Annotated in this window: 19 protein-coding genes and 1 pseudogene; 12 read left to right on the top strand and 8 right to left on the bottom strand. The window is 72.0% G+C overall.

Features of this window, described 5'->3' with window-relative positions:
• Nucleotides 1–25: 25 nt before the first annotated feature.
• Nucleotides 26–1,192: an acyltransferase family protein gene (locus IE107_RS16670; protein ID WP_189544563.1), complete on the bottom strand. Its 1,167-nt coding sequence runs from the start codon at nt 1,190–1,192 to the stop codon at nt 26–28.
• Entirely contained in the window at nt 1,185–2,162 is a 978-nt protein-coding gene (locus IE107_RS16675) for an alpha/beta hydrolase (protein ID WP_189544564.1), read from the bottom strand. The genes IE107_RS16670 and IE107_RS16675 overlap by 8 nt, the downstream gene beginning before the upstream one ends.
• 229 nt (nt 2,163–2,391) lie before the next feature.
• Here IE107_RS16675 and IE107_RS16680 point away from each other — a divergent pair, with 229 nt between their 5' ends.
• The 3 genes from IE107_RS16680 to IE107_RS16690 all read left to right on the top strand — a co-directional run bounded on the left by IE107_RS16680 (nt 2,392) and on the right by IE107_RS16690 (nt 4,644).
• Complete coding sequence (locus IE107_RS16680) at nt 2,392–2,880, top strand: Lrp/AsnC family transcriptional regulator (protein ID WP_189544565.1); 489 nt, start codon at nt 2,392–2,394, stop codon at nt 2,878–2,880.
• Nucleotides 2,881–2,976: 96 nt separating this feature from the next.
• The gene (locus IE107_RS16685) at nt 2,977–3,150 is read left to right on the top strand and encodes a hypothetical protein (protein WP_189544566.1); all 174 of its coding nucleotides are present in this window, start codon (nt 2,977–2,979) and stop codon (nt 3,148–3,150) included.
• 174 nt (nt 3,151–3,324) lie between these two features.
• Complete coding sequence (locus IE107_RS16690; RefSeq protein WP_189544567.1) at nt 3,325–4,644, top strand: serine/threonine-protein kinase; 1,320 nt, start codon at nt 3,325–3,327, stop codon at nt 4,642–4,644.
• An 89-nt stretch (nt 4,645–4,733) separates the two neighbouring features.
• On the opposite strand, the pseudogene IE107_RS16695 reads toward IE107_RS16690, so the two are convergent.
• A pseudogene (locus IE107_RS16695) lies at nt 4,734–4,927 on the bottom strand (aldo/keto reductase); the annotation flags it as partial.
• A gap of 93 nt (nt 4,928–5,020) precedes the next feature.
• Here IE107_RS16695 and IE107_RS16700 point away from each other — a divergent pair.
• The gene (locus tag IE107_RS16700) at nt 5,021–5,584 is read left to right on the top strand and encodes a hypothetical protein (RefSeq protein WP_229866998.1); all 564 of its coding nucleotides are present in this window, start codon (nt 5,021–5,023) and stop codon (nt 5,582–5,584) included.
• A 450-nt stretch (nt 5,585–6,034) separates the two neighbouring features.
• Nucleotides 6,035–9,532 (top strand): M28 family peptidase, encoded by a 3,498-nt coding sequence (locus IE107_RS16705; RefSeq protein ID WP_229866999.1) that lies wholly within the window; start codon nt 6,035–6,037, stop codon nt 9,530–9,532.
• A 60-nt stretch (nt 9,533–9,592) separates the two neighbouring features.
• Here the strand turns inward: IE107_RS16705 and IE107_RS16710 are convergent, their stop codons facing one another.
• Nucleotides 9,593–11,026, bottom strand: a complete 1,434-nt coding sequence (locus tag IE107_RS16710) for a helix-turn-helix domain-containing protein (RefSeq protein ID WP_189544568.1) — start codon at nt 11,024–11,026, stop codon at nt 9,593–9,595.
• A 630-nt stretch (nt 11,027–11,656) separates the two neighbouring features.
• On the opposite strand from IE107_RS16710, the gene IE107_RS16715 reads away from it, so the two are divergent.
• The 3 genes from IE107_RS16715 to IE107_RS16725 all read left to right on the top strand — a co-directional run bounded on the left by IE107_RS16715 (nt 11,657) and on the right by IE107_RS16725 (nt 14,264).
• Entirely contained in the window at nt 11,657–12,319 is a 663-nt protein-coding gene (locus IE107_RS16715) for a DedA family protein (protein ID WP_189544569.1), read from the top strand.
• A 206-nt stretch (nt 12,320–12,525) separates the two neighbouring features.
• The gene (locus IE107_RS16720) at nt 12,526–13,629 is read left to right on the top strand and encodes a sensor histidine kinase (protein ID WP_308434237.1); all 1,104 of its coding nucleotides are present in this window, start codon (nt 12,526–12,528) and stop codon (nt 13,627–13,629) included.
• Entirely contained in the window at nt 13,629–14,264 is a 636-nt protein-coding gene (locus tag IE107_RS16725) for a response regulator (RefSeq protein WP_189544711.1), read from the top strand. The genes IE107_RS16720 and IE107_RS16725 overlap by 1 nt, the downstream gene beginning before the upstream one ends.
• Before the next feature lie 27 nt (nt 14,265–14,291).
• On the opposite strand, the gene IE107_RS35770 is transcribed toward IE107_RS16725, so the two are convergent.
• Both IE107_RS35770 and IE107_RS34935 read right to left on the bottom strand, forming a co-directional pair.
• On the bottom strand, nt 14,292–14,414 hold the full coding sequence (locus tag IE107_RS35770; RefSeq protein WP_268246601.1) for a hypothetical protein: 123 nt from the start codon (nt 14,412–14,414) through the stop codon (nt 14,292–14,294).
• Nucleotides 14,415–14,419: 5 nt separating this feature from the next.
• A complete protein-coding gene (locus IE107_RS34935; protein WP_229867000.1) occupies nt 14,420–14,566 on the bottom strand; it encodes a hypothetical protein in 147 nt (48 codons plus the stop codon).
• A 177-nt stretch (nt 14,567–14,743) separates the two neighbouring features.
• Here IE107_RS34935 and IE107_RS16735 point away from each other — a divergent pair, with 177 nt between their 5' ends.
• Nucleotides 14,744–16,072 carry a geranylgeranyl reductase family protein gene (locus IE107_RS16735; RefSeq protein ID WP_189544571.1) on the top strand — a complete coding sequence of 443 codons (1,329 nt, stop codon included), beginning with the start codon at nt 14,744–14,746 and terminating at the stop codon, nt 16,070–16,072.
• 209 nt (nt 16,073–16,281) lie between these two features.
• On the opposite strand, the gene IE107_RS16740 is transcribed toward IE107_RS16735, so the two are convergent.
• Nucleotides 16,282–17,091, bottom strand: a complete 810-nt coding sequence (locus tag IE107_RS16740; protein ID WP_189544572.1) for a LysR family substrate-binding domain-containing protein — start codon at nt 17,089–17,091, stop codon at nt 16,282–16,284.
• Between the two features lie 58 nt (nt 17,092–17,149).
• Between IE107_RS16740 and IE107_RS16745 the strand changes: the two genes are divergently transcribed.
• Nucleotides 17,150–17,542 (top strand): DUF5997 family protein, encoded by a 393-nt coding sequence (locus tag IE107_RS16745; protein ID WP_189544573.1) that lies wholly within the window; start codon nt 17,150–17,152, stop codon nt 17,540–17,542.
• Nucleotides 17,543–17,567: 25 nt separating this feature from the next.
• Here the strand turns inward: IE107_RS16745 and IE107_RS16750 are convergent, their stop codons facing one another.
• Nucleotides 17,568–18,092: a nucleoside deaminase gene (locus IE107_RS16750; RefSeq protein WP_189544574.1), complete on the bottom strand. Its 525-nt coding sequence runs from the start codon at nt 18,090–18,092 to the stop codon at nt 17,568–17,570.
• A gap of 134 nt (nt 18,093–18,226) precedes the next feature.
• Here IE107_RS16750 and IE107_RS16755 point away from each other — a divergent pair, with 134 nt between their 5' ends.
• Together IE107_RS16755 and IE107_RS16760 are read left to right on the top strand one after the other, a co-directional pair.
• Nucleotides 18,227–19,438, top strand: a complete 1,212-nt coding sequence (locus IE107_RS16755; protein ID WP_229867001.1) for an MFS transporter — start codon at nt 18,227–18,229, stop codon at nt 19,436–19,438.
• A 37-nt stretch (nt 19,439–19,475) separates the two neighbouring features.
• The gene (locus IE107_RS16760) at nt 19,476–20,663 is read left to right on the top strand and encodes an amidohydrolase (RefSeq protein WP_189544575.1); all 1,188 of its coding nucleotides are present in this window, start codon (nt 19,476–19,478) and stop codon (nt 20,661–20,663) included.
• The last annotated feature ends 19 nt before the right edge of the window (nt 20,664–20,682 follow it).

Genomic DNA, 20,682 nt, shown 5'->3' on the forward strand with positions numbered 1-20,682 from the left:
GTCCCCCCGGTTCACAGCTCGCACCTTAGACACGCCGTGCCGCCATCGATCCGGCGGGGCGCCCCTCGCGGACGAGCAGGTTCTTCGTTCGTGTCGGCCGCTGCTGTTCGTAACCGCGGAACGCAAGCCGGCAGAGCAGCAGCGCCACGGCGAACACCGGCAGCCAGACCGCCCGGGCGAGTACCCAGCCGGGTCCGTCGGGCAGGGTGTGCAGGCCCGGCAGCACTCCGCCCGCCCACAGGCCGGTCGCGGTGACCGCGATCATCGCGGTCTGGTGCCACAGGAACACCGTCATCGCGGAGAGGTTCACCGTCGCCACCGCTGCCCAGAGCACGGGACGCCGCAGCATCCGGCGCAGCGGGCCGAGCAGCAGCAGCGCCGCCCCGCACTGCGCGAGGCCGAACGTGACCACGGCGAGGGTCGGCGGGTCGAGATTGGAGATCTCCGTACCGGGCACTCCGACCATGCTCGCGGGATAGCCGGCCCACCGGATCAGTGCTGCGGTGGCGGCGGCTCCGCCGAGCAGCAGCGTCCAGCCGGTCCGGCGGCTGAGCAGCTCGCCCCGGGCCCAGGCCGCGCCCAGGCAGTACGGCACCAGCCAGCCGGCCGCCACGTTGACCGAGGCGAAGCCGCCGGGCGCGTCCAGGCCGAAACGGTAGAGGTCGACGACCAGTACGACGGCGAACGGCCACAGCGGATGCAGCCTCGCCACCAGTGGGGTCGCCGCTGTCAGCGCCACGAAGACCGCGATGAACCAGAGCGGGGACCACACCAGCTTGCACAGTGCGCGCACGGTGCCCTGGTCCACCCCGGCGGCAAGCATCACGCCCGCCGCCACGGACCACACGACCGGCACCACGGCCATCGGACGCAGCAGCCGGCTCATCCGCGCACGCAACCACTGTCCGTAGCTCTCGCCCCGGGCGCGGGCGGCGGCCTGACTTCTCGCACCAACCAGCCCGCCGACCAGGAAGAAGACCGCGAGGGTCTGGAACAGCCAGGAGACCGGGGTGAGTTCGGGCAAGTACCGGAGCGGGCTCGCCCCGTGCAGGGTGCCGCTGTCGACGACCAGCGCGGTCACCAGCCAGTGGCCGAGAACGACGCCGAGGATGGCGAGAGCGCGCAGTGCGTCGACGGCACGGTCACGGTCGGCGGGGGTGGCGGATTCGATCCGCCGGGCGTAGTCACGCATGGCGCTCTCCCGGGGTCTTGGCGGATCCGGCCGTGCCGGCCACGATCCGGGCGATGCTCCTCAGCGATTCGGAGCCGGTCTTCAGGTAGTCGCTGTGGCCGCCGGAGCCCGCCGCGAAGATCTCGGCACCGAACCCGGGCGAGACCGGGTCCGTTCCGAACCCGACGGTCACGAAGGGCAGTCGGAGCTCGGCGTGCGGTACGTCCGCGATCCAGTCGTGGCTGGCGCGGCCGGCCCAGACGGTGGCCGGGGTGTGCAGGGCGGCGACGTCGGGGTAGCCGGTCCCCGGGCTGCCGTACAGCACGATGTCGTCGACCCGCAGTCCGTGCGCGGCCCGTGCGCAGACGACGGAGCCGTAGGAGTGGCAGAGGAGAGTGGTGCGGGCCGCGGGTCTCAGTCGCTTCAACTCCCCTGAGAATCGAACCAGTTCTTGTGCGGCCTCGGTGGCCCGCCCCGAGGTGAGCGAGGCCGGGCTCGCTGTCGCGGGTGTCCGGTATCCGAGCCAGGCGACCACCGCCGACCCCGCCCCCAGCTCCTTGCGCAGGGCGAGAGCGCCGTTGCGCAGGCGCCAGTAGTGGTCGATGTCGATGCCCGCGCCGGGGATCAGTACGGCGATCCGTTCCGCACGGGACAGATCACCGACGACCTCGACGCCACGGCCGCCGTCGCGGCCGTCGAAGGAGAGGAAGCTGCGGGCCGGACCGGCCATCGTGTGCAGCGCGGCAGCCCGCCCGCGGTCGCCGTGGCGGGCCGCCGTCCGCTCGGCCGCGCCGATGTCGGCGCGTGTCGCGGCGTACCGCTCGGCGAGGTCCTCGGGAGCGGCGGTGCGCAGCGGGCCCCGGACGGCCGGAGCGGGCGCGGGAACGGCCGCGGGGCCCGCCGCGCCCGAGACCGGCACGGCCACCGAGGCGGCCACCAGCGCGGCGAGCAGGCCGCGACGCAGGCGGGATATGCGCGGATGGGACGACATGGCGGGGTTGTTCCTTCCGTACCTGATGGCTTCGGTGCTCGGGTACAGAAGCTAGGGAAGGGATCCCGTAGTCGGCGTCCCACCGGGGTGTGAACCCATTTCGTAGCTCTCGAGGACTACGGGTATGACATCCGGTCAGGGGCGGGCCGGCTCGCTCCGGTCCGGCTTCCGCTGTGCCGTTGGTACAGTCGCAGCCCGGATCGCCGTACCAGGAAGAGGCCAGCGGACCATGGCGGTGGACGCCCTCGACACCCGTATCCTCCGGCTGCTCATCGAGCAGCCGCGTACCAGCGTCCGTGAGTACGCGCGCATCCTCTCCATCGCCCGGGGCACCCTCCAGGCCCGGATCGACCGGCTGGAACGGGACGGTGTGATCACCGCGACCGGGCCGGTGCTGTCCCCCGCGGCACTGGGCCACCCGGTGCTGGCCTTCGTCCATCTGGAGGTCACCCAGGGGCATCTCGACGAGGTCGGCGAGGCACTCGCCGAGGTGCCGGAGATCGTCGAGGCCTTCTCGACCACGGGCGGCGGTGATCTGCTGGCGCGGGTGGTGGCCCGCGACAACGGGCACCTGGAGGATGTGATCCAGCAGCTGATCCAACTGCCCGGAGTGGTCAGGACACGCACCGAGGTGGCGCTGCGGGAACGGGTGCCGCACCGGCTGCTGCCGCTGGTCGAATCGGTGGGCCGTGCGACGGGAGCGGGCAGCCGGAAGTGATCTCCGGCTCGGCGTGCTCGGCGCGGCTCGGCCACCGCAAGGAGCTGGCGGCGATCGCGGCCCCCCGGTAAGCGCGAGCCGGTCTTCCAGGAGCGGGTGGCCGAGCTGTACGAGCACGGCCAGGCGGTCAACGCCGCGGTGGCGCCGAAGATCGACGCGGTGATCGCCCTGGCGGACTCGCGCGCCCGGATCCTCTCGGAGCCGGCCGACCGGGAAGCGGACGGTACCGCGCCGCCCGGCGGTCATCGTCCGTCCGTCGGCACCCGGTGAGAAGGAAGCGGCCGCACGGAAAGCACACGGTTTCGGGCACCCGACGGAGCCCGGAGCCGCGAGGTCCGGCGGCCCGATATCCTGATCTTGCCGCGCGCCCCCCACCTCGCCCCGGTCCTTCGGGTCGCTGCCCGTGGCAGCAGAAGCGGCCCACAATTCGAGATTGGTGCACAGGTGCTGGTAGCTGGTCGGTACCGGTTGATATCCCCTATCGGCCGCGGCGGCATGGGCGAGGTGTGGCGTGCCTCGGACGAAGTGCTCGGCAGAGCGGTCGCCGTGAAGCTGCTGCTCGGTGACCACGCGGACGAGTCGGCCACCGCCCGGTTCCGGCTGGAGGCGCAGACCGCGGCCCGCCTGAGCCATCCTCATCTGGTGGCCGTGTTCGACTTCGGGGCCTGGGAGGACCGCTTCTACCTCGTGATGGAGCTGGTCGAGGGCAGGAGCCTGGGCGATCTCCTCGCGGCCCAGGAGCGGCTCGACGCCGGGCAGGTCGCCCGGATCGCCGGACAGGCCGCCGCGGGGCTCGCCGCCGCCCACCGCCAGGGCATCGTGCACCGTGACATCAAGCCCGGGAACCTGATGCTGGACGCCGACGGGTCAGTCAAGATCGGCGACTTCGGCATCGCGCAGTTCGTCGACGACCCGTCCGCCGCGCTCACCACCACCGGACAGATCGTCGGCACCAGCCTCTATCTCGCCCCGGAGCGCGCCCTGGGCCGTACCGCGAGCGCGGCCTCCGACATGTACTCCCTCGGCTGCGTCATCTACCAACTTCTCCTGGGAGAGCCGCCGTTCCGCTCGGACACGGCGACCGCCACGCTCTATCAGCATGTCGACACGGCGCCTGTGCCGCTCAGACAGCGCGGGGTCGACGTGTCCCCGGCCTTCGACTCCTATCTGCTGGGGCTGCTCGCGAAACAGCCCGAGGACCGGCCCGGCGCCCATCAGGTCGCCGAGTGGTTCCAGAGCGATGCCTGGCGCGGTCAGGCGGAGCCCCTGCCCCTCTACGCCCCGGCGCCGCCCCCGGCGACCGGCGTTCCGCGGACTCCCGCACCCGCTCCGGCGGGAACGGGCGTGCCGCGCTCCCCGGCAGCCGCTGCCGCGTACGGCGCCGCCCCGGCGCCCGGCTCCGCCGGGCAGACAGGCGTGACGACGTACCGGCTGTCGCAGTCCGGTGGCCGCAGACGTCGCCCGACGGACCGGTCCGCCCCCGCCCGGCGGCGTACCGGGGCCCGGGAGGCGATCAGGCGCCGGCCCAGGGTGGCCAGCGCCATAGCCGGTACGGTCGCCTTCATCGCGGCCGTGTACGTGGGGATGGCCCTGTTCTCCCCGGACTCCGGCCCGTCCGACACTCCGGACTCCAACCCGTCCGCGTCCACCGGACCGGAGTCGACCGCCCCCTCGTCCGCGCCGGAGCAGCGCGAGCAGCCGGGGGCACAGCAGGAGCAGCCAGCACAGCAGGCGCAGGACGAGGAGGGCGACGAGGAGGACTGACTCCGTCAGCCGGCCTTCGGCCGATCGGCGGCGGGCAGACCCCGGCCCGGCAGCGACAGCTCCTCCCGCGTGAGCCGGAGCGCACCGGGACCGAGGTGACGGATGGGCCCCTTCTCGCGCAGCTCGGCCGGCGCGCCGAAGTGCTCGGCGATCGGGCCGGGCCCGTAGGTGCGCAGGTTCGTGCCAGCGGTCACGGCCCAGCTGACGGAGGTTCTCCTCGACCTGCCCCCCGCAGCCGTTCGGGCCGGGACCAGGGCAGCCACTCACCGGACGCGTCCCGGCCTGCGTCAAGCAACCGTCAGGACGCTCCGCCGCGACGTCAGCTCTTCATCAACGGGCGCCGACGGGACGACCGGGCGCACCTAGTGTCGCTGCCATGCGACGCCACATCATCCGGAGCATCCCCGGCCACCACATCGGCCTGCGCCCGCCTCCCCCCGGCACGGCCGCCCACGACCAGGGCTGGGCCACCGACCTGCGGTTCGCGATCCACTGCTCCGTGGCGCTCCTCGGGCTGCTGCTGACCGTCGACACGGCGGCCGGCCGTCTGGGCTGGCCTCGATTCCTGCTCTGGACCGGGCTGGCCGCCCTGCTGTGTGCCGTCCTCGTGCCGCCACGGGTCCGCGCCGGCGCCGGATGGCTCTCCTCACGCGGCCTGTTGCGCGAGCGGACCGTGCGCACCGACCGGCTCGTCTCGGTGCGCTGGTCGGACGGTGTGGCCCAGCGCATGGTGCTCCGTGACACCGACGGCCGACGGGTCGAGGTCGACCCGTCGGTCTTCCTCGCGAATCCGGCGCTGTGGCACCGGCTGGACGAGGACGCCCGCGGCTGCGTGGAGCGCGGGACGCTGCGGTGCGGAGTGACGGCACTGCGACAGCTGGCCGACCGCATCGACCGCAGGCACGCGCGCACGGTGTTCACGATCTCCGGACTGGAGTGACCGCCCCGCGCCGACCGCCGTTGTGTCCGACATCCCGTGAGTTCCTCTGCGCCCCGCCGAGTGCAACGGCTGTCGGCGTACAGTGCGCGACGGTCCTCTCGACCGAGGCCACAGACCACTTTGCCCAGGATGGCATCCGATGCCACCCCCCGACGGCGCCGAGCCGAACGCGTGACGGGGCAGGTCCGTCCGGAAGCCCGAGATTATCCCGCGGCGGGCTTATGAAGCATCCGGGCCATACCCCTTGTACGCCCCCGCCACCGCGGCTTGACCAAACTTGCCAAGTTCCCCGGCAGCCCCCGCAGTTTATTGACGAGTCCATGACGACATGTGAGTGTTCGGTCGCTCGATCACGGACACCGGGGGCGCGGACGGCCGGCGACGGCCGGGGCAAGTGCGTCAGGGTACGCGGCTGCCCGTGATCGAGGCCCCCCGAATCAAGGAGCCTCGATGAAACTCAGACCGTTGACGGCCGGGACGACCCTGGCCGTCCTCGCCGGAATGCTGGTCTTCACCGGCGCGCAGTCGGCATCCGCCGAACCGTCCCCGCCCGCCCCGAGCGCGCTCTCGGCCGCCGTGTCGGCGGCCGACCGGGCTGCCGCCAGTGGCCTCGACACTCTGGCGAAGGGACCCGAGGAGCGGTACGAGCGGCAGATGGTGACCCCTTGGGTCAAGGGTCTGTACTCCGTCGCGTACCAGCGCACCTACCGCGGTCTGCCGGTCGTCGGCGGGGATGCCGTCGTGGTGGCCGACTCCCGGGGCCGGGTCCGCGGCACCCAGTCCGCGGTGTCCCGGCGGATCAACGTACCGACCACACCGACCGTTTCCGCCGATGCGGCCGAGACCACCGCCCGCAAGGAGCTGCGCACGGTACAGCGGGTGGAATCGCGCCGGCTCGTGGTCCGCGCCACCGAGAAGAAGTCCCGGCTGGCCTGGGAGACGGTACTGACCGGGCGCACCGCGAAGGCCCCCAGCCGGCTGCATGTCTTCGTCGACGCGGGCACCGGCAAGGTGCTCGACAGCTACGACGACGTCAGGGCGGGCAGCGGGAACAGCCAGTGGAACGGCCCGTCACCGCTGGCCATCGACACCACCGCCTCGGGCAGCAGCTACTCGCTGCGCGATCCCAACCGGCCCGGCCTGAGCTGCGCCGACTACAGCACCGGCAGTGTCTTCACCAAGTCCAGCGACTCCTGGGGCACCGGCAACGCCTCCAGCAAGGAGACCGGCTGCGCCGACGTCATGTGGGCGGCGCAGCACGAGTGGAACATGCTCAAGGACTGGCTCGGCCGCAACGGGCACAACGGCAACGGCGGCAGCTGGCCGGTCAAGGTCGGGCTGAACGACGTCAACGCCTACTGGGACGGCTCGTCGGTCTCCATCGGCCACAACAACGCCAACCAGTGGATCGGCGCGATGGACGTGGTGGGCCACGAGTTCGGCCACGGCATCGACCAGTTCACGCCCGGCGGCGCCAACAACGAGTCCGGTCTCGGTGAGGCCACCGGCGACATCATGGGCGCCCTGACCGAGGCGTACACCAATGAGCCGGCCCCGTACGACGACCCCGACTACACCGTCGGCGAGAAGATCGACCTGGTCGGCAACGGGCCGATCCGGATCATGTACAACCCGGGGCAGACCGGCGACCCGAACTGCTACAGCTCCTCGATACCCAACACCGAGGAACACGCGGCGGCCGGTCCGCTCAACCACTGGTTCTATCTGCTGGCCGAGGGCTCGAACCCGGGTGGCGGCAAGCCGTCCAGCCCCACCTGCAACAGCTCGTCGGTCACCGGCGTGGGCATCCAGAACGCCGGCAAGGTCTTCTACGGCGGCATGCTGCTGAAGACGAGCGGGATGACCTACAAGCGCTACCGTACGGCCACGCTGACCGCGGCGAAGAACCTCGACCCGGGCTGTGTGCTCTTCGACCGGACCAAGGCCGCCTGGGACGCCATCAGCGTCCCCGCGCAGAGCGGCGACCCGAGTTGTGCGCCCAGCGGCAACAACGACTTCACGATGTCCCTGGAACCGGCGTCGGGCTCCGTGAAGCCGGGCAGTTCCGTGACTGCCACGGTGCGTACCTCGGTCAGCTCCGGGAGCGCGCAGACGGTCGGCCTCACGGCGAGTGGTCTGCCGAGCGGTGTCACCGCAACCTTCAGCCCCTCGTCGGTGCAGGCCGGAGCCTCCTCGACGATGACGGTGTCGGCGTCCGCGGGCACCGCGCCCGGCTCCTACACCTTCACGGTGAAGGGAGACGGCACCCAGAGCCACACCGCGCAGTACACCCTGACGGTCGACAACGGGGGCGGCAATCCGGGCGGCAGCGCACCGGACATCAGCGTCGCCAACGTGCAGGCGCACCTCACGCAGCTGAACACCATCGCCACCCAGAACGGCGGCAACCGCCGTGCCGGCAGTGCCGGTTACACGGCCTCCCTCGCCTATGTGAAGAGCAAGCTGCAGGCCGCCGGTTACACCGTCAGTGAGCAGACCTGCACCAGCTGCACCTACCGGGGCAACAACCTGATCGCCGACTGGCCGGGCGGCCCGTCCGACCAGACGATCATGTTCGGCGCCCACCTGGACGGTGTCTCGGCCGGTCCCGGCATCAATGACAACGGCTCCGGTTCGGCCGCCCTGCTGGAGAACGCCCTCACACTGGCCCAGCGGAACCCGACCATGACGAAGCACGTCCGCTTCGCCTGGTGGAACGGCGAGGAGCAGGGGCTTCAGGGGTCGGAGTACTACGTCGGCCGGCTCAGCGCGGCCGAGCGCGGTGCCATCAAGGCGTACTACAACTTCGACATGGTGGCCTCCACCAACGGCGGCTACTTCATCAACAACGTCAACTCGGCCGCCTCGGCGCCCATGAAGGAGTACTGGGACTCGCTGAACCTCGCGCCGGAGGAGAACGTCGAGGGCCAGGGCCGGTCCGACGACTACTCCTTCCAGCAGGGCGGCATCCCCACCTCCGGCTACGCGACCGGCGCCAGCGACACCAAGACGTCGGCGCAGGCCGCCAAGTGGGGCGGCACGGCGGGCCGTTCCTACGACTCCTGCTACCACTCGTCCTGTGACACCACGGCCAACATCAACGCGACCGCGCTCGATCGCAGCGCCGACGGTGTCGCGTACACCATCTGGAAGACCTCGGTCGGCACCACCGCGCCCGCCGACGACTTCTTGGTCTCGGTGAAGCCGGTCTCGGGCAACGTCCAGCCGGGCGCCTCGGTCACCGCGAGCGTGTCCACCGCGACCACCGCCGGCTCCGCGCAGACCGTGAAGCTGACGACCTCCGGCGCACCGAGCGGGGTCACCGTCTCGCTCGACCCGGCGTCCGTGCAGTCGGGTTCCTCCTCGACGATGACCGTCTCCGCCGGGACCCAGGCCGCCGCGGGAACCTACACCATCACGGTGACCGGGACCGGCACGGCCACCCACTCCACCACGTACTCGCTCGTCGTCGGTGGCGGCGGCACCTGCCAGGCCCGGCAGGTCGTCGTCAACGGCGGCTTCGAGGACGGTGTCACCCCGTGGACCCAGACGGACGGTGTGATCAACAACCGGACGTCGGAGCAGCCGGCCCACTCGGGCTCGCACACGGCCTGGCTCGGTGGCTGGGGATCCACCCACTCGGACACGGCCTCGCAGGCGCTGACGGTTCCGTCGGGCTGCTCGACGTACAAACTGTCGTTCTATCTGCACACCGACACGGACGAGTCGGCGGGCGACCCGACCGCGTACGACACGTTCACGGTGAAGCTGGGTACCAAGACGCTCGCGACGTACTCCAATACGGACGCCACGAGTTCCTACGTCCAGAAGACCTTCGACGTCGGCGAGTTCGCCGGTCAGACGGTCACGCTCGGATTCACCAGCAGCGAGGACGCCTATCTGCAGACGAGCTTCGTCGTCGACGACGTGACGCTGAACGCCGGCTGATCCTCCGCAAGTGTGCCAACTCGGGCGGGGCGTGTGCACACACGTCCCGCCTGCGGCGTCTCAGCGGATGACGGCCGCCAGCCGACGGGTGAATTCCTCGGTCTCCGGCCGGTTGTCGTGCCGGGCCGCCAACCGGCTGTGCAGGCCTCGCAGTTCCTGCCCGAGCAGAGTCGGCGCGGTGACCTCGGTGCTGTCCAGGACCGGTCCGGCGATGGCGATCGCCGCCTGCGGGTCCTGGGCACAGGCATGGGCGTCCGCCATCCGTACCAGGAACAGCGTCCGTGCCGAATGCATCCCGGCAGGGAGCAGCCCCAGCGCGGTGCGGGCCGCCCCGACCGCGCGCAGCGCCAGTGTGCGATCCCCGGTCGCCGCGGCGAGGTCCCGCAGCGCCCCGGCGGCACCGGACTCCACCCGAAGGCGCACGGAGGCGACGGACAGCCAGGGCGCCTCCGTCTCGTCCTGCTCGCCGACCCGGTCCAGCTGTGACCGGGCACGGTCGATGTGGCCCAGGGTCTGCCGTGTATCGCCCCGTACCGCGTGTCCGCGTGCGAGGTACAGATCGCTCATCGTGCCCGCCCAGTACCGGCCGGCGGCGGCCTGCCGGATCGCGCCTCCGTAGGCGAGGGCGGACGGGCCGTCGCCCTCCAGCCGGGCCAGCGTGCTCATGTCGCTGAGCGCGGCCACCTCCGTACCGACATGGCCGGCCAGTCCGGCCCAGACCAGCGAGCGGTCGAGCCAGGCCATCGCCGTCGCGTTGCGGCCCCGCAGCAGACGCAGGCAGCCGGCGGACTGGGCGTACTCGGCCGCCAGCGGGGCGAGTTGACGTTGGTAGGGCGCCGCGGGCAGGGCCATCCAGCGGAGCATCGCGTGCAGGGTGCGCTCGACCACGACGGTCGCTCCGGGCCAGGCGCGCTCCTCGTCGGCCCGCAGACAGACGGCGAGCAGCGCCGTCAGGGCGTGCACCGTGTCGATGTCCAGCGGCGGGCACGACACGGTGGCCGGGCCGAGGGAGCAGAAGGCCGCGTGCAGGGCGACGACGTCGGCGATTACGGGGACGGCGCAGCCGTCCGGGCCGTGCACCGGACACATCAGCCCGTAGCTGGGCAGGCGGCCCGGCAGGACGGTGTCCGGCGGCAGCATCGCGAGCAGGTCGCCCCCGGCGGGCTCACCGGGCAGCGGGCCCTGCTGTGCGGGGTGTGCACCCGCGCCCTCCTCGCCCGGACCGCCCGCACCCGCGGCCTCCGCCTCCTCGCAGGCGGCGAGGAGGGCGCCGTCCGCCGACATCAGTTCGTCCAGCCTGCGGGCCAGCGGCAGCGGTGTCCGGCGGGTGCCGTGCTCCAGTTTGCTGATGGCGGTGTGGTCGTATCCGACGCGGGCACCCACCTGGGCCTGGGTGAACCCGGCGCGCCTGCGCCACTGACGCAACCGGGTGCCGAAGGATCGCCACGCCTCCGCGGTGCGCGCATCCGGCGCGGGGCCCATGCCCTCGGTCACCCGGAACTCCGCAGAGCCCCGCGGGATGCTCGACCCGTGCCACGCTCATGGCTCATAGCCGGGAGGATAGCGAGCGCGTGTGCGCGCTGTCCCCTGCACGACGGCAAGATGGCGCCTTCCCGTTCCCTCCCGTTCCACTGCCCCACCGGACCACCCGACTGTCCATCATGTCCCTTTGACATCAGGTGAGATGGTGCGATTGTGCCCTGTACGCCTCCGCGGTCCGGGTGATTGACCCGGGAGCCGCATGAACGGGCCGCCCGCCGGGCATATGACGGATGACCGACAGGGGGTGGTGGCAGTGGGCCGCATCAGGATCGTCCGACGACCGCAACTGCCGGGCCGGCCGCCGCCCCTCGACCTGAGGACCCCGTCCGGCCGCCCGCTGCCCTACTGACAGCGGGGCCCGGCGCGCCGCTGTCAGGGACGTCGCGGAGATGAGGCGGCCGGCACATCCGGCCGTTCCGTCGGCGGGGCAGCGGAGTTACGGAAAACCGCAGGGTGGCCGGTGCGGAGAACCGCATCCGGTTCGGCGGCAATCCCCGTACCGGTGCCGGATGTCGGTTCCTAGCGTTGCCGGTGGGACGCGGCGGACTTCCCGTGTCTCACCGCAACGGCCGGGAGTCGGTTATGGATTTCGTCATTCTGGGTCTCCCCCAGGAACCCGCGGGCGGTGTGGCGGGCTGGGCAGCCGGCCTCGTCGACACCATGGGAGGTCCGGGAGCGGGCCTCGCCATCGCCCTGGAGAATCTCTTTCCGCCGCTGCCCAGCGAGGTGATCCTCCCGCTGACCGGATTCGCAGCGGGGCGGGGCGTCATCGGTCTGGCCTCCGCGCTCTTCTGGACCACTCTGGGTTCGGTGGTGGGCGCGGTAGTCCTGTACTGGATCGGAATGCTCTTCGGCCGCGACCGCATGCATGCGATCTGGGCCCGGCTTCCGCTGGTGAGGAGTTCCGATCTGGAGCGTACGGAGGAGTGGTTCGTCCGGCACGGCACCAAGGCCGTCCTTCTCGGCCGCATGGTGCCGATCTTCCGGAGTCTCATCTCCGTACCGGCGGGCGTGGAGCGCATGCCGCTGCCGCTCTTCGTGGCCCTGACCGCCGTGGGCAGCCTGGTGTGGAACTCGGTGCTGGTGATGGCCGGTTACTGGCTCGGCGACCGGTGGGATCTGGTGGAGACCTATGTCGGGGTGCTGTCCAAGGCCGTTCTCGTCCTGATCCTGGTGGCCTTCGCCGGGTACGTGGCAGTGCGGTTGCGGCCCCGCGGCCGGGCACAGCACCGCCGGGCCCGGTGAGTCCGGTGCCGGGTACCTGCACTCCGGCGGCCTCCGCCGCCCGGTCGGAACGATCTTGCCGTGGTCATGGCTCGCGGCTAGGGTCGGTCACCGTGGAGGGGGACTTTTCGGACGGTGCGGCCGGTGGTGTTCCGGGGCCGTCCGGTCCGTGGCGCGAGGAGGTGGGGGACGTCGTGGCGCACCCGTGTCCATGGCCCCGAAGAGCCGTGGGCGCGCTGCTCGGCTGCTTCACCGCCCTGGCCGGACTGCTGTACTTCGCCGGGCCGGGCGCGCTTGCCCTGCCGTTCGCGCTGTGGCCCCGGACCCGGCCCCGTGCCCTGGCCCTGCTGAGCTCGGGGGCACGTGGGCTGACCGGCCTGGAACGGCGCCGGCGCGGCGTCTTCTTCGGTGACGTGTTCCCCCCGCACCACGCCTGCGACCGGGACGTCCTTCGCTATCTCGCCGCCCGCACCGGCGCGGGGATCCTGTTCGCCGGGGTGATCGCACTGCTCGGGTACGGGGCCGTGCTGGCCGGGCTGCTGGCCGCGGGCATGGCACGTGACCCCGCCGACTGGCTGCGTCTGCTGCCCCAGGCGGCACTCGGCGGCGTCCTGCTCTTCCTCGACCTCCAGGGGCTCGTCTCGCTGAACGCACTCGACGCCGGGCTGGCGCGCGATCATTTCGGGCCCTCCGAGCGGGTGTTGCTGGAGCGGCGCATCGCCGAGCTGGCCAACAGCCGGGCCGGTGTGCTCCGGGCGGTCGACGCGGAACGCAGGCGCATCGAGCGCGATCTCCACGACGGGGTGCAGCAGCGGCTGGTGGCGCTGGCCATGCTGCTGGGCCGGGCCCGCCGCAACCGGACGCCCGAGCAGGCCGGGGCCCTGCTCCTCCAGGCCCACCAGGCCTCCCAGGAGGTCCTCACCGAACTGCGCGAAGTGGCCTGGCGCGTCTATCCGTCGGCGCTCGACGAGCTGGGGCTGGAAGAGGCTCTCGGCGGGGTGGCCCAACGCTGCGGTATTCCACTGCACATGGAGTTCGCGCTGCCGCTGCCGCTGCCCCGGCCGGTGGAGACCGCCGCCTACTTCGTGGTCTGCGAGGCCGTGACCAACGCGGCCAAGCACTCCGCGGCCACCCGCATCCGGGTGACCGTCGAGGGCGACGGGAGCCGGGTTGCGGTGTCCGTGCAGGACAACGGCACGGGTGGCGCGGACCCGCTGGGCGGCGGGCTGTCCGGGCTGCGCAGCCGGGTGGACGCGCTGGACGGCCGGCTGCACATCGACAGCCCCTGCGGGGGCCCCACCACGATCACCGCGGAGTTGCCGTGCGCGTAATGCTCGCCGAGGACTCGACCCTGCTGAGGGAGGGCCTGGCCCTGCTGCTCGCGGAGGAGGGGCACGAGGTCCTCGCCTCCGTGGGGGACGGCACCGCCCTCGTCCGGGCGGTCGAGGCGGACCCGCCGGACCTCGTCGTCGTGGACATCCGGATGCCGCCCACCCACACCGACGAGGGGCTGCGGGCCGCGCTGGAGATCCGCGAGCGCCGGCCCCTGGTCGGTGTGCTGGTGCTCTCCCAGCACGTGGAGCGCAACTACGCGGTCCGGCTGCTGTCCCAGAACGCCGAGCGGGTCGGCTATCTGCTCAAGGACCGGGTCGCGCAGGTCGACGAGTTCCTGGAGTCGCTGGAGCGGATCCACGCGGGCGGGGCGTCCATCGACGCGGAAGTCGTACGGCAGTTGGTGGTCCGCACCACGCATGCCGACCCGCTGGCCGGGCTGACTCCCCGGGAGCTCAGCGTCCTGCAGGAGCTGGCACAGGGCCGCAGCAACGCGGCCATCGCGCAGCAGCTGCACATCTCGCTCAGTTCAGTCGAGAAGAACCTCAACGCGGTCTTCGAGAAGCTCGATCTGCCGCGCGCCACCGGATACAGCAGACGCGTGCTGGCGGTCCTGCGCTATCTGGAGTCGTAACAGGGGAGGTTTCCCGGTGCGGCGCGCTCAGCTCCGCCTGGTGGTGGCGTACCGGCTCAGGAAGAGTGCCTCGACATGGGCCATGTGCTGGATCTCGGCGGGGTCGACGCTCTCGTTGGGGGCGTGGATGAGGCACCGCGGTTCCTCCACGCCCATCAGGATGATCTCGGCACGGGGAAGGCGCTGGTGATGACGTTGCACAGCGGAATGGAGCCGACCTGGCCGAGGGCGGCCATCGGCTTTCCGTAGACGTCCGCCATGGCCCGTCCCAGGGCGGCGAAGGCCGGTCCGTCGGTGGTCACGACTTCAGCCCATTCGCATCTTGAGCTTCCACCTTAGCCCGGCGTCATCGCCGCGCTCGGGCACACCCGGAACGTGCCGGATTCCCGGACCGGGTTCCGCGTCGGCCGCCCTTGATCGATGATGAAGCGGACGGCTGCCGTCGCCGGTACGGCACCGGTTCCAGGAAGGGGTTCCACATGCGGGAAACGACGCCGGACCGGTCTCCGGCGGACGCCCGGTCCGACCACGGCCCGGACGAGGGGGCCCAGGTGATCGTGGTGGGGGCAGGGCCGGCGGGATCGGCCGCGGCCTTCCACCTCGCCAGGGCGGGTGTCGATGTCCTGCTGCTGGAGAAGTCCCACTTCCCCCGGGAGAAGGTGTGCGGGGACGGCCTGACTCCGCGTGCGGTGCACCAACTCATCCGGATGGGCGTCGACATCAAGGCTCCGGGGTGGACCCGTTCGCGCGGTATGCGCTGGGTGGCCGGGGACCATCAGGTGCACATCGACTGGCCCGCGCTCGGCCGCTACCCGGACTTCGGCCTCTCGCGCAGCAGGCACGATTTCGACGACATCCTCGCCCGGCACGCCGTCGCAGCCGGAGCGCGGCTGCGCAGCGGTGTGAAGGTGACCGAGCCCCTGACCGACCGGGCCGGCCGCATCACCGGGGTCACCGCCACGACCGCGGAGAAGGAGCCCCTGACCTTCCACGCGCCGATCGTGATCGCCGCCGACGGCGCCTCCGCCCGCCTCGCCCTCGCCATGGGTCTCCAGCGGGACAGGAACCGGCAGATCGCGACGGCCGCCCGCCGCTACTACCGCAGCCCCGAACGCTCCCGGGAGGAATATCTGGAGCTGTGGGCCGACCTCCGGTTCCCCGGCAGCGACCACTTCCTGCCCGGCTACGGCTGGATCTTCCCCATGGGCGACGGCCGCGTCAACGTCGGTCTCGGTGCGCTGCCGCACCGGCGGCACGGAAAGGCGGACCTGCGCGCCACGTTGGACGGGTGGCTGGCACGTACACCCGAGGCATGGGGACTGCGCGAGGAGAACGCAGAGGGCCCGGTCCGCAGCGCGGCCCTTCCGCTCGGCTTCAACCGTCATCCCCTCTACACCCGCGGACTCCTGCTCGTCGGTGACTCCGGAGGCATGATCAGCCCCTGGAACGGCGAGGGCATCGGCCAGGCCATGGAGGCCGGCGAGGTCGCAGCCGAGACCGCCGCACTGGCCCTCGCTCTTCCCCGGGGGCCCCGGCGCGAGCAGGTGCTGCGCGGCTACCCCGTCGAGATGAACCGCCGCTGGGGGCGCTACTACCGCCTCGGCAACACGGCCGCCGATCTGGTCTTCAGCCGGTCCGGCTTCCAGCCCGTCCTCAATCGCTACGTCATGGGGTCGCCGTTCCTGCTCAACACCCTGGCCCGGCTGCTCACCAACCTCACCGACAAGCCCTCGCACGACCTGATCGACCATCTGCTCAACGGCGTCGTGCGTCTCGTTCCGGAACCGAAGGTGCGGCGCAGGCGCTGAAGACCGCGCGTGCGAACGGCGTTCCGGGGAGGGCCCGTCGGCGCTCCCCGGCACCGCCCACGACCACTCGTCGACCGCGGCCCCGTAGGCCGCAGGAGTGCCCGTCGGGACCGTCACCCGAACGGCGCACCCGTGTCGCCCGGCGAGGACCGCCGGGATCGTCGTCCCCCGGGCTTCCACTCACGGCCCGGGCCTCCGCGCGGAGAAACCTATGACCGGCGGCGGGGCTTGCCACGTTTGGCGGCCTTGGGCCCAGAACCGCTCCGCGTGCTCTTCCCGGCCGATTTTTTGCCGCCCGCTTTGCCGGCCGGCTTCCCGGCCGATCTGCCGGTCGCCCTGCCCGCCGCGGGCTTGCGCCGCGCGCCGTCCGGTTCGGCGTGCTTGCTCTTCGGCTGCGCCGGGGTCTTGGGACGGCCCCTCGTGCTGTTGACGGTCCGTCCGCGGACGATCCCGATGAACTCCTCCACCAGATCGGTGGTCTCGTCCTCCAGCCAGGACAGCGCGACCCGCGACTCGGGGGCGTCCGGCACCGGCCGGTACGTAAGGTCCTTGCGGTGGTGGAGACGGGCGAGCGACTGCGGTACGACGAGCAGCCCCACCCCCGCCGCCACCAGCTCCACGGCGTCCGCCGTGGTGGCGGGGCGCTCGGCGGCGGGCCGTCCCGGGCGCTGCTCCCAGTCGAGGGTGTCGTCGAGGGGGTGCAGCACGATGTCATCGGCCAGGTCCACGGCGGAGACCTCGTCGACCGTCGCCATGATGTGGTCCTTCGGGACCACGACCACGGTCGTCTCGGTGTAGAGGGGGATGGCGCTGAGGGCCGTCCGGTCGACCGGCAGCCGCACCAGGCCGGCGTCGGCGTCACGTCCCCGCAGCACGTCGGATGCCTCGGCGGCCGACACCCCCACGAGGGTCAGCGGGACGTCGGGCAGCCGCTCGTTCCAGATCCGCACCCACTTCCCGGGGGTCACCCCCGGGACATACGCGAGCCGGAACGAAGGGGTTTCTTCCGAGCTTGTCACTCCGCCAGGTTACCGGCCCTGGTCAGAGGTAGCGCACATGCTCGATACCCTTGTCCTCATGACGTCGCACAAGACCGCCCAGACGATGAAGCCCGCGACCGCGGCGAAGAAGCTGGGCGTGTACCTCGAGGCCACCCCCGCCGGATTCCAGGAGGGTGTCGTCTCGCGCACCGAGCTCAACGCACTGCAGACCGACCCGCCCGAGTGGCTGCAGGAACTGCGACGCAACGGCCCGCACCCCCGGCCGGTGGTCGCCGCGAAGCTCGGAGTCTCGATCTCGGGCCTCGCCCGTGGCGGAATCACCGAGGCCCTCACGACGGAGCAGATCGACGCCCTGAAGAAGGAAGCCCCCGAGTGGCTCCAGCAGGAACGTGCCACCCAGGCGGAGGTCCGGAAGGAAGCGGTGCGCATCAAGGACAAGCACGCGGCGCGCGACGCCCGGCGGGCCTGATCCGGACTGATCCGAAGGCAAGCGCCTAGCCGGCCGCGCCCAGCATCCGGGCGTGCAGGGCGCGGACCTCGTCGGCGAGCGACGGCTCGGGGCCTGCCACCGGGACGCCCGGGGCGACGGCATTGACGGGGAGGGCCGCGACCGGCCCCGCGCCGAAGCCCCAACTCCGGCGCCACGCCACGAGTTGCTGACTGCTCGACGCGTACACGATGCGGCCCAGCCCGACCCAGGCATGGGCCGCACTGCACATGGGACAGTGCTCGCCGGAGGTGTAGACGACGCTCGTACGCCGCTCCTGCGGGGACAGGTTCTCGGCCGCCCAGCGGGCGATCTCGAACTCCGGGTGGCGGGTCGCGTCGCCGTCCTTGACCCTGTTGCGGTCCTCGAACCGGACGGTGCCGTGCTCGTCCACGAGGAGCGAGCCGAACGGCTCGTCGCCGGCCGTGAGCGCCTCGCGTGCGAGGTCGACGCAACGACGGAGGAATGTGCGGTCTTCCGCTGTGACCTGCTGCGACTCGTTCACTGCACTCCTGTCACCCTCTGTAGCCATGTTTCCAGGCTAACAGCCCCGCCCCATTCGGTATACCATCCATCCGTCAGTGCGCGGCTTCGCTGCGGCCCTCCCTCGCATGCCGACCGGCCGCGACAGCCGGTCCGTCGACGGCGACACGGAGGCACGAGCCAGTGACGAACGCTTCGGCGGACAGCGTCGTACGACAGACGGTGTGGAACACAACGGGCATGCCCGCGCTGCTGCTCCTGACGGCCACGGGATTCTCGGGGTTCGCGGCGCTGCTGCCCACCGTGCCGCTCCGGGCCGTGCACGGCGGGGCCGACGCCGCCGGCGCCGGTTCGGTGAACGCGGTCCTGATGCTCTGCACCGTGCTCGCCCAGACCCTGGTCCCGACGGCGATCCGCCGCCTGGGCTGGCGGACCACCCTGGTCTGCGGGATGGTCCTGCTGGGCGTTCCCGCGCTCCCGCACCTGCTGACGGCGGATCTCGGTGCGCTGCTCGGCCTTGCCGCGGTGCGCGGCCTCGGGTTCGGGGTGCTCACGGTCTGCGGCGCCACCGCCGTGGCCGAACTCGTCGAGCCGGCACGGCGCGGGAAGGCGGTCGGGGCGTACGGTCTGGCGATCGCGGGGCCTCAGTTCATCCTGATCTCGACTGCTCCCTGGGTCGCGGAGAACCTCGGTTTCGGGTTCGTGTTCGCGATCGGCGCGCTGCCCCTGCTCAGCATACCGCCCGCACTGCGGCTCGCCCGCCGGCTGGACGGACATCCGGCCGAGGCCGAGGACCCGCCGCACCGGGAGCCCGTGGCGGGCGGGCACGCCGGGTATCTGCCGCTGCTCCCGCCGATGCTGCTCCTGCTCGGCGTCACGACGGCCGGGGGCGCCCTGATCACCTTCGCTCCGCAGATGAGCAGCGATCCCACCGCGACGCTGGCCGGGCTGCTGCTCCTGACGGGTACGGCGGCCGTCTCCCGCTGGCGGTTCGGTTCGCTGGCCGACCGGTACGGCACCCGGCCGTTCCGCTGGCCGCTCGTGCTCGGCACGGCGCTCGGGCTCGCCCTGACCGCCTGGGCGGTGGCCTCTCCGGAGGCGACGGGCGTGGTCCCGCTGCTGGCCGGTGCGGCTCTGGTCGGGGTCAGCTACGGCGGACTCCAGAACCTGACCCTGGTGGACGCCTTCGCCGCCGTCGGCCCCCGGTCCAGCGGTGTGGCGAGCGCCGTGTGGAACATCGGATTCGATGCCGGAATGGGGCTGGGAGCGCTGCTTGTCGGCCACCTCGCGACGGGGACCTCGTTCTCGCTGGCTCTGCTGGCCACGGCGGCACTCTCCCTGGCCACGCTGCCCCTCGCCCTCGCGCGTCGGCGCGGCACCGCCCCGGCCGTCTGACCGGCCGACGCAAAACCATTCGGTATACCATTCATTCATGGCTCATGTGACACTGACGAACGTCCGCCCCTGGGGTGCGGCGCCCGTGGACATCGTGATGTCGGGCGCCGAGATCCACTCCGTCGTGCCCGCCGCAACGGCGGCCGTCGACGGCGATCGCCTCGACGGCGGCGGTCTCCTCGCCCTGCCCGGCTTCATCAACGCGCACGCCCATCTCGACAAGAGCTGGTGGGGGCAGCCATGGGTCTCCTACGGCGGTGAGGCCACGACACAGGGGCGCATCTCCCACGAACGCGCGGAGCGTGACGGGCTCGGCATCCCGAACCCGTCCTCGGCCACCGCCGTGCTGGGCGAGTTCCTGCGGCACGGCACCACGGCGGTACGCAGCCACGTGGACGTCGACCTCGGTGTCGGTCTGCGCGGCATCGAGGTCGTCCGCGAGGCGGTCGCCGCGTTCGGCGGCGCGGTCGAGGTGGAGATCATCGCATTCCCGCAGGACGGTGTGATGCGCCGCCCCGGCGTGCTGGATCTCCTCGATCGGGCGGCCGCGGCGGGCGCGACCGCCGTCGGCGGGCTCGACCCGGCTTCGATCGACCGCGACCCCGTGGCGCAGCTCGACGGCCTCTTCGGCATCGCGGAACGTCGTGGCGTCGGGCTCGACATCCATCTGCACGACGGAGGGGATCTCGGCGCCTTCCAGATCGAGCTCATCATCGACCGGACCCTGCGCACGGGCCTGCACGGCAAGGTGACGGTCTCGCACGGCTTCGCCCTGGGCGAGCTGCCGGCGAACCGGCAGCAGAGCCTGGTCGAGGCCTGCGCGGAGGCCGGTGTCTCCTGGGCGACCGTGGCCCCGGTCCGCACCGCACCGCTGCCCTGGCGCGGGATGCGGGACCACGGCGTCGCGATCGGTCTCGGCACCGACGGGATCCGGGACCTGTGGTCTCCGTACGGCGACGGCGACCTCCTGCGCGTCGCGCTCGGCTTCGCCCGGCTCCACGGTCTGCGTACCGATGAGGAGCTCGCCCACGCGGTGGAGCTGGCCTCCCGGCGCGCGGCGGGCTTCGTGCACCGCAAGGTCCACGACATCGTCGCCGGGGCGCGGGCGGACATCGTGCTGCTGGACGCCGAGAACGTCCAGGACGCCCTGGTCCGCTCGCCGCGCCGGGAGCTGGTGGTCGCGGGCGGACGCGTGGTGGTCCAGGACGGCGCGCTCCGGATCTGATGCCCGGTCGGTGACGGCG

This window comes from Streptomyces gelaticus (genome assembly GCF_014649535.1).
GTDB classification, from domain to species: Bacteria; Actinomycetota; Actinomycetes; order Streptomycetales; family Streptomycetaceae; genus Streptomyces; species Streptomyces gelaticus.

What these genes read in the sequence shown, in the direction of transcription:
- IE107_RS16745 (WP_189544573.1), top strand. Translation starts at nt 17,150, where the DNA reads ATGACGTCGCACAAGACCGCCCAGACGATGAAGCCCGCGACCGCGGCG.
- IE107_RS16680 (WP_189544565.1), top strand. Translation starts at nt 2,392, where the DNA reads ATGGCGGTGGACGCCCTCGACACCCGTATCCTCCGGCTGCTCATCGAG.
- IE107_RS16750 (WP_189544574.1), bottom strand. Translation starts at nt 18,092, where the DNA reads ATGGCTACAGAGGGTGACAGGAGTGCAGTGAACGAGTCGCAGCAGGTC.
- IE107_RS16715 (WP_189544569.1), top strand. Translation starts at nt 11,657, where the DNA reads ATGGATTTCGTCATTCTGGGTCTCCCCCAGGAACCCGCGGGCGGTGTG.
- IE107_RS16735 (WP_189544571.1), top strand. Translation starts at nt 14,744, where the DNA reads ATGCGGGAAACGACGCCGGACCGGTCTCCGGCGGACGCCCGGTCCGAC.
- IE107_RS16670 (WP_189544563.1), bottom strand. Translation starts at nt 1,192, where the DNA reads ATGCGTGACTACGCCCGGCGGATCGAATCCGCCACCCCCGCCGACCGT.
- IE107_RS16700 (WP_229866998.1), top strand. Translation starts at nt 5,021, where the DNA reads ATGCGACGCCACATCATCCGGAGCATCCCCGGCCACCACATCGGCCTG.
- IE107_RS16725 (WP_189544711.1), top strand. Translation starts at nt 13,629, where the DNA reads ATGCTCGCCGAGGACTCGACCCTGCTGAGGGAGGGCCTGGCCCTGCTG.
- IE107_RS16760 (WP_189544575.1), top strand. Translation starts at nt 19,476, where the DNA reads ATGGCTCATGTGACACTGACGAACGTCCGCCCCTGGGGTGCGGCGCCC.
- IE107_RS16705 (WP_229866999.1), top strand. Translation starts at nt 6,035, where the DNA reads ATGAAACTCAGACCGTTGACGGCCGGGACGACCCTGGCCGTCCTCGCC.
- IE107_RS16675 (WP_189544564.1), bottom strand. Translation starts at nt 2,162, where the DNA reads ATGTCGTCCCATCCGCGCATATCCCGCCTGCGTCGCGGCCTGCTCGCC.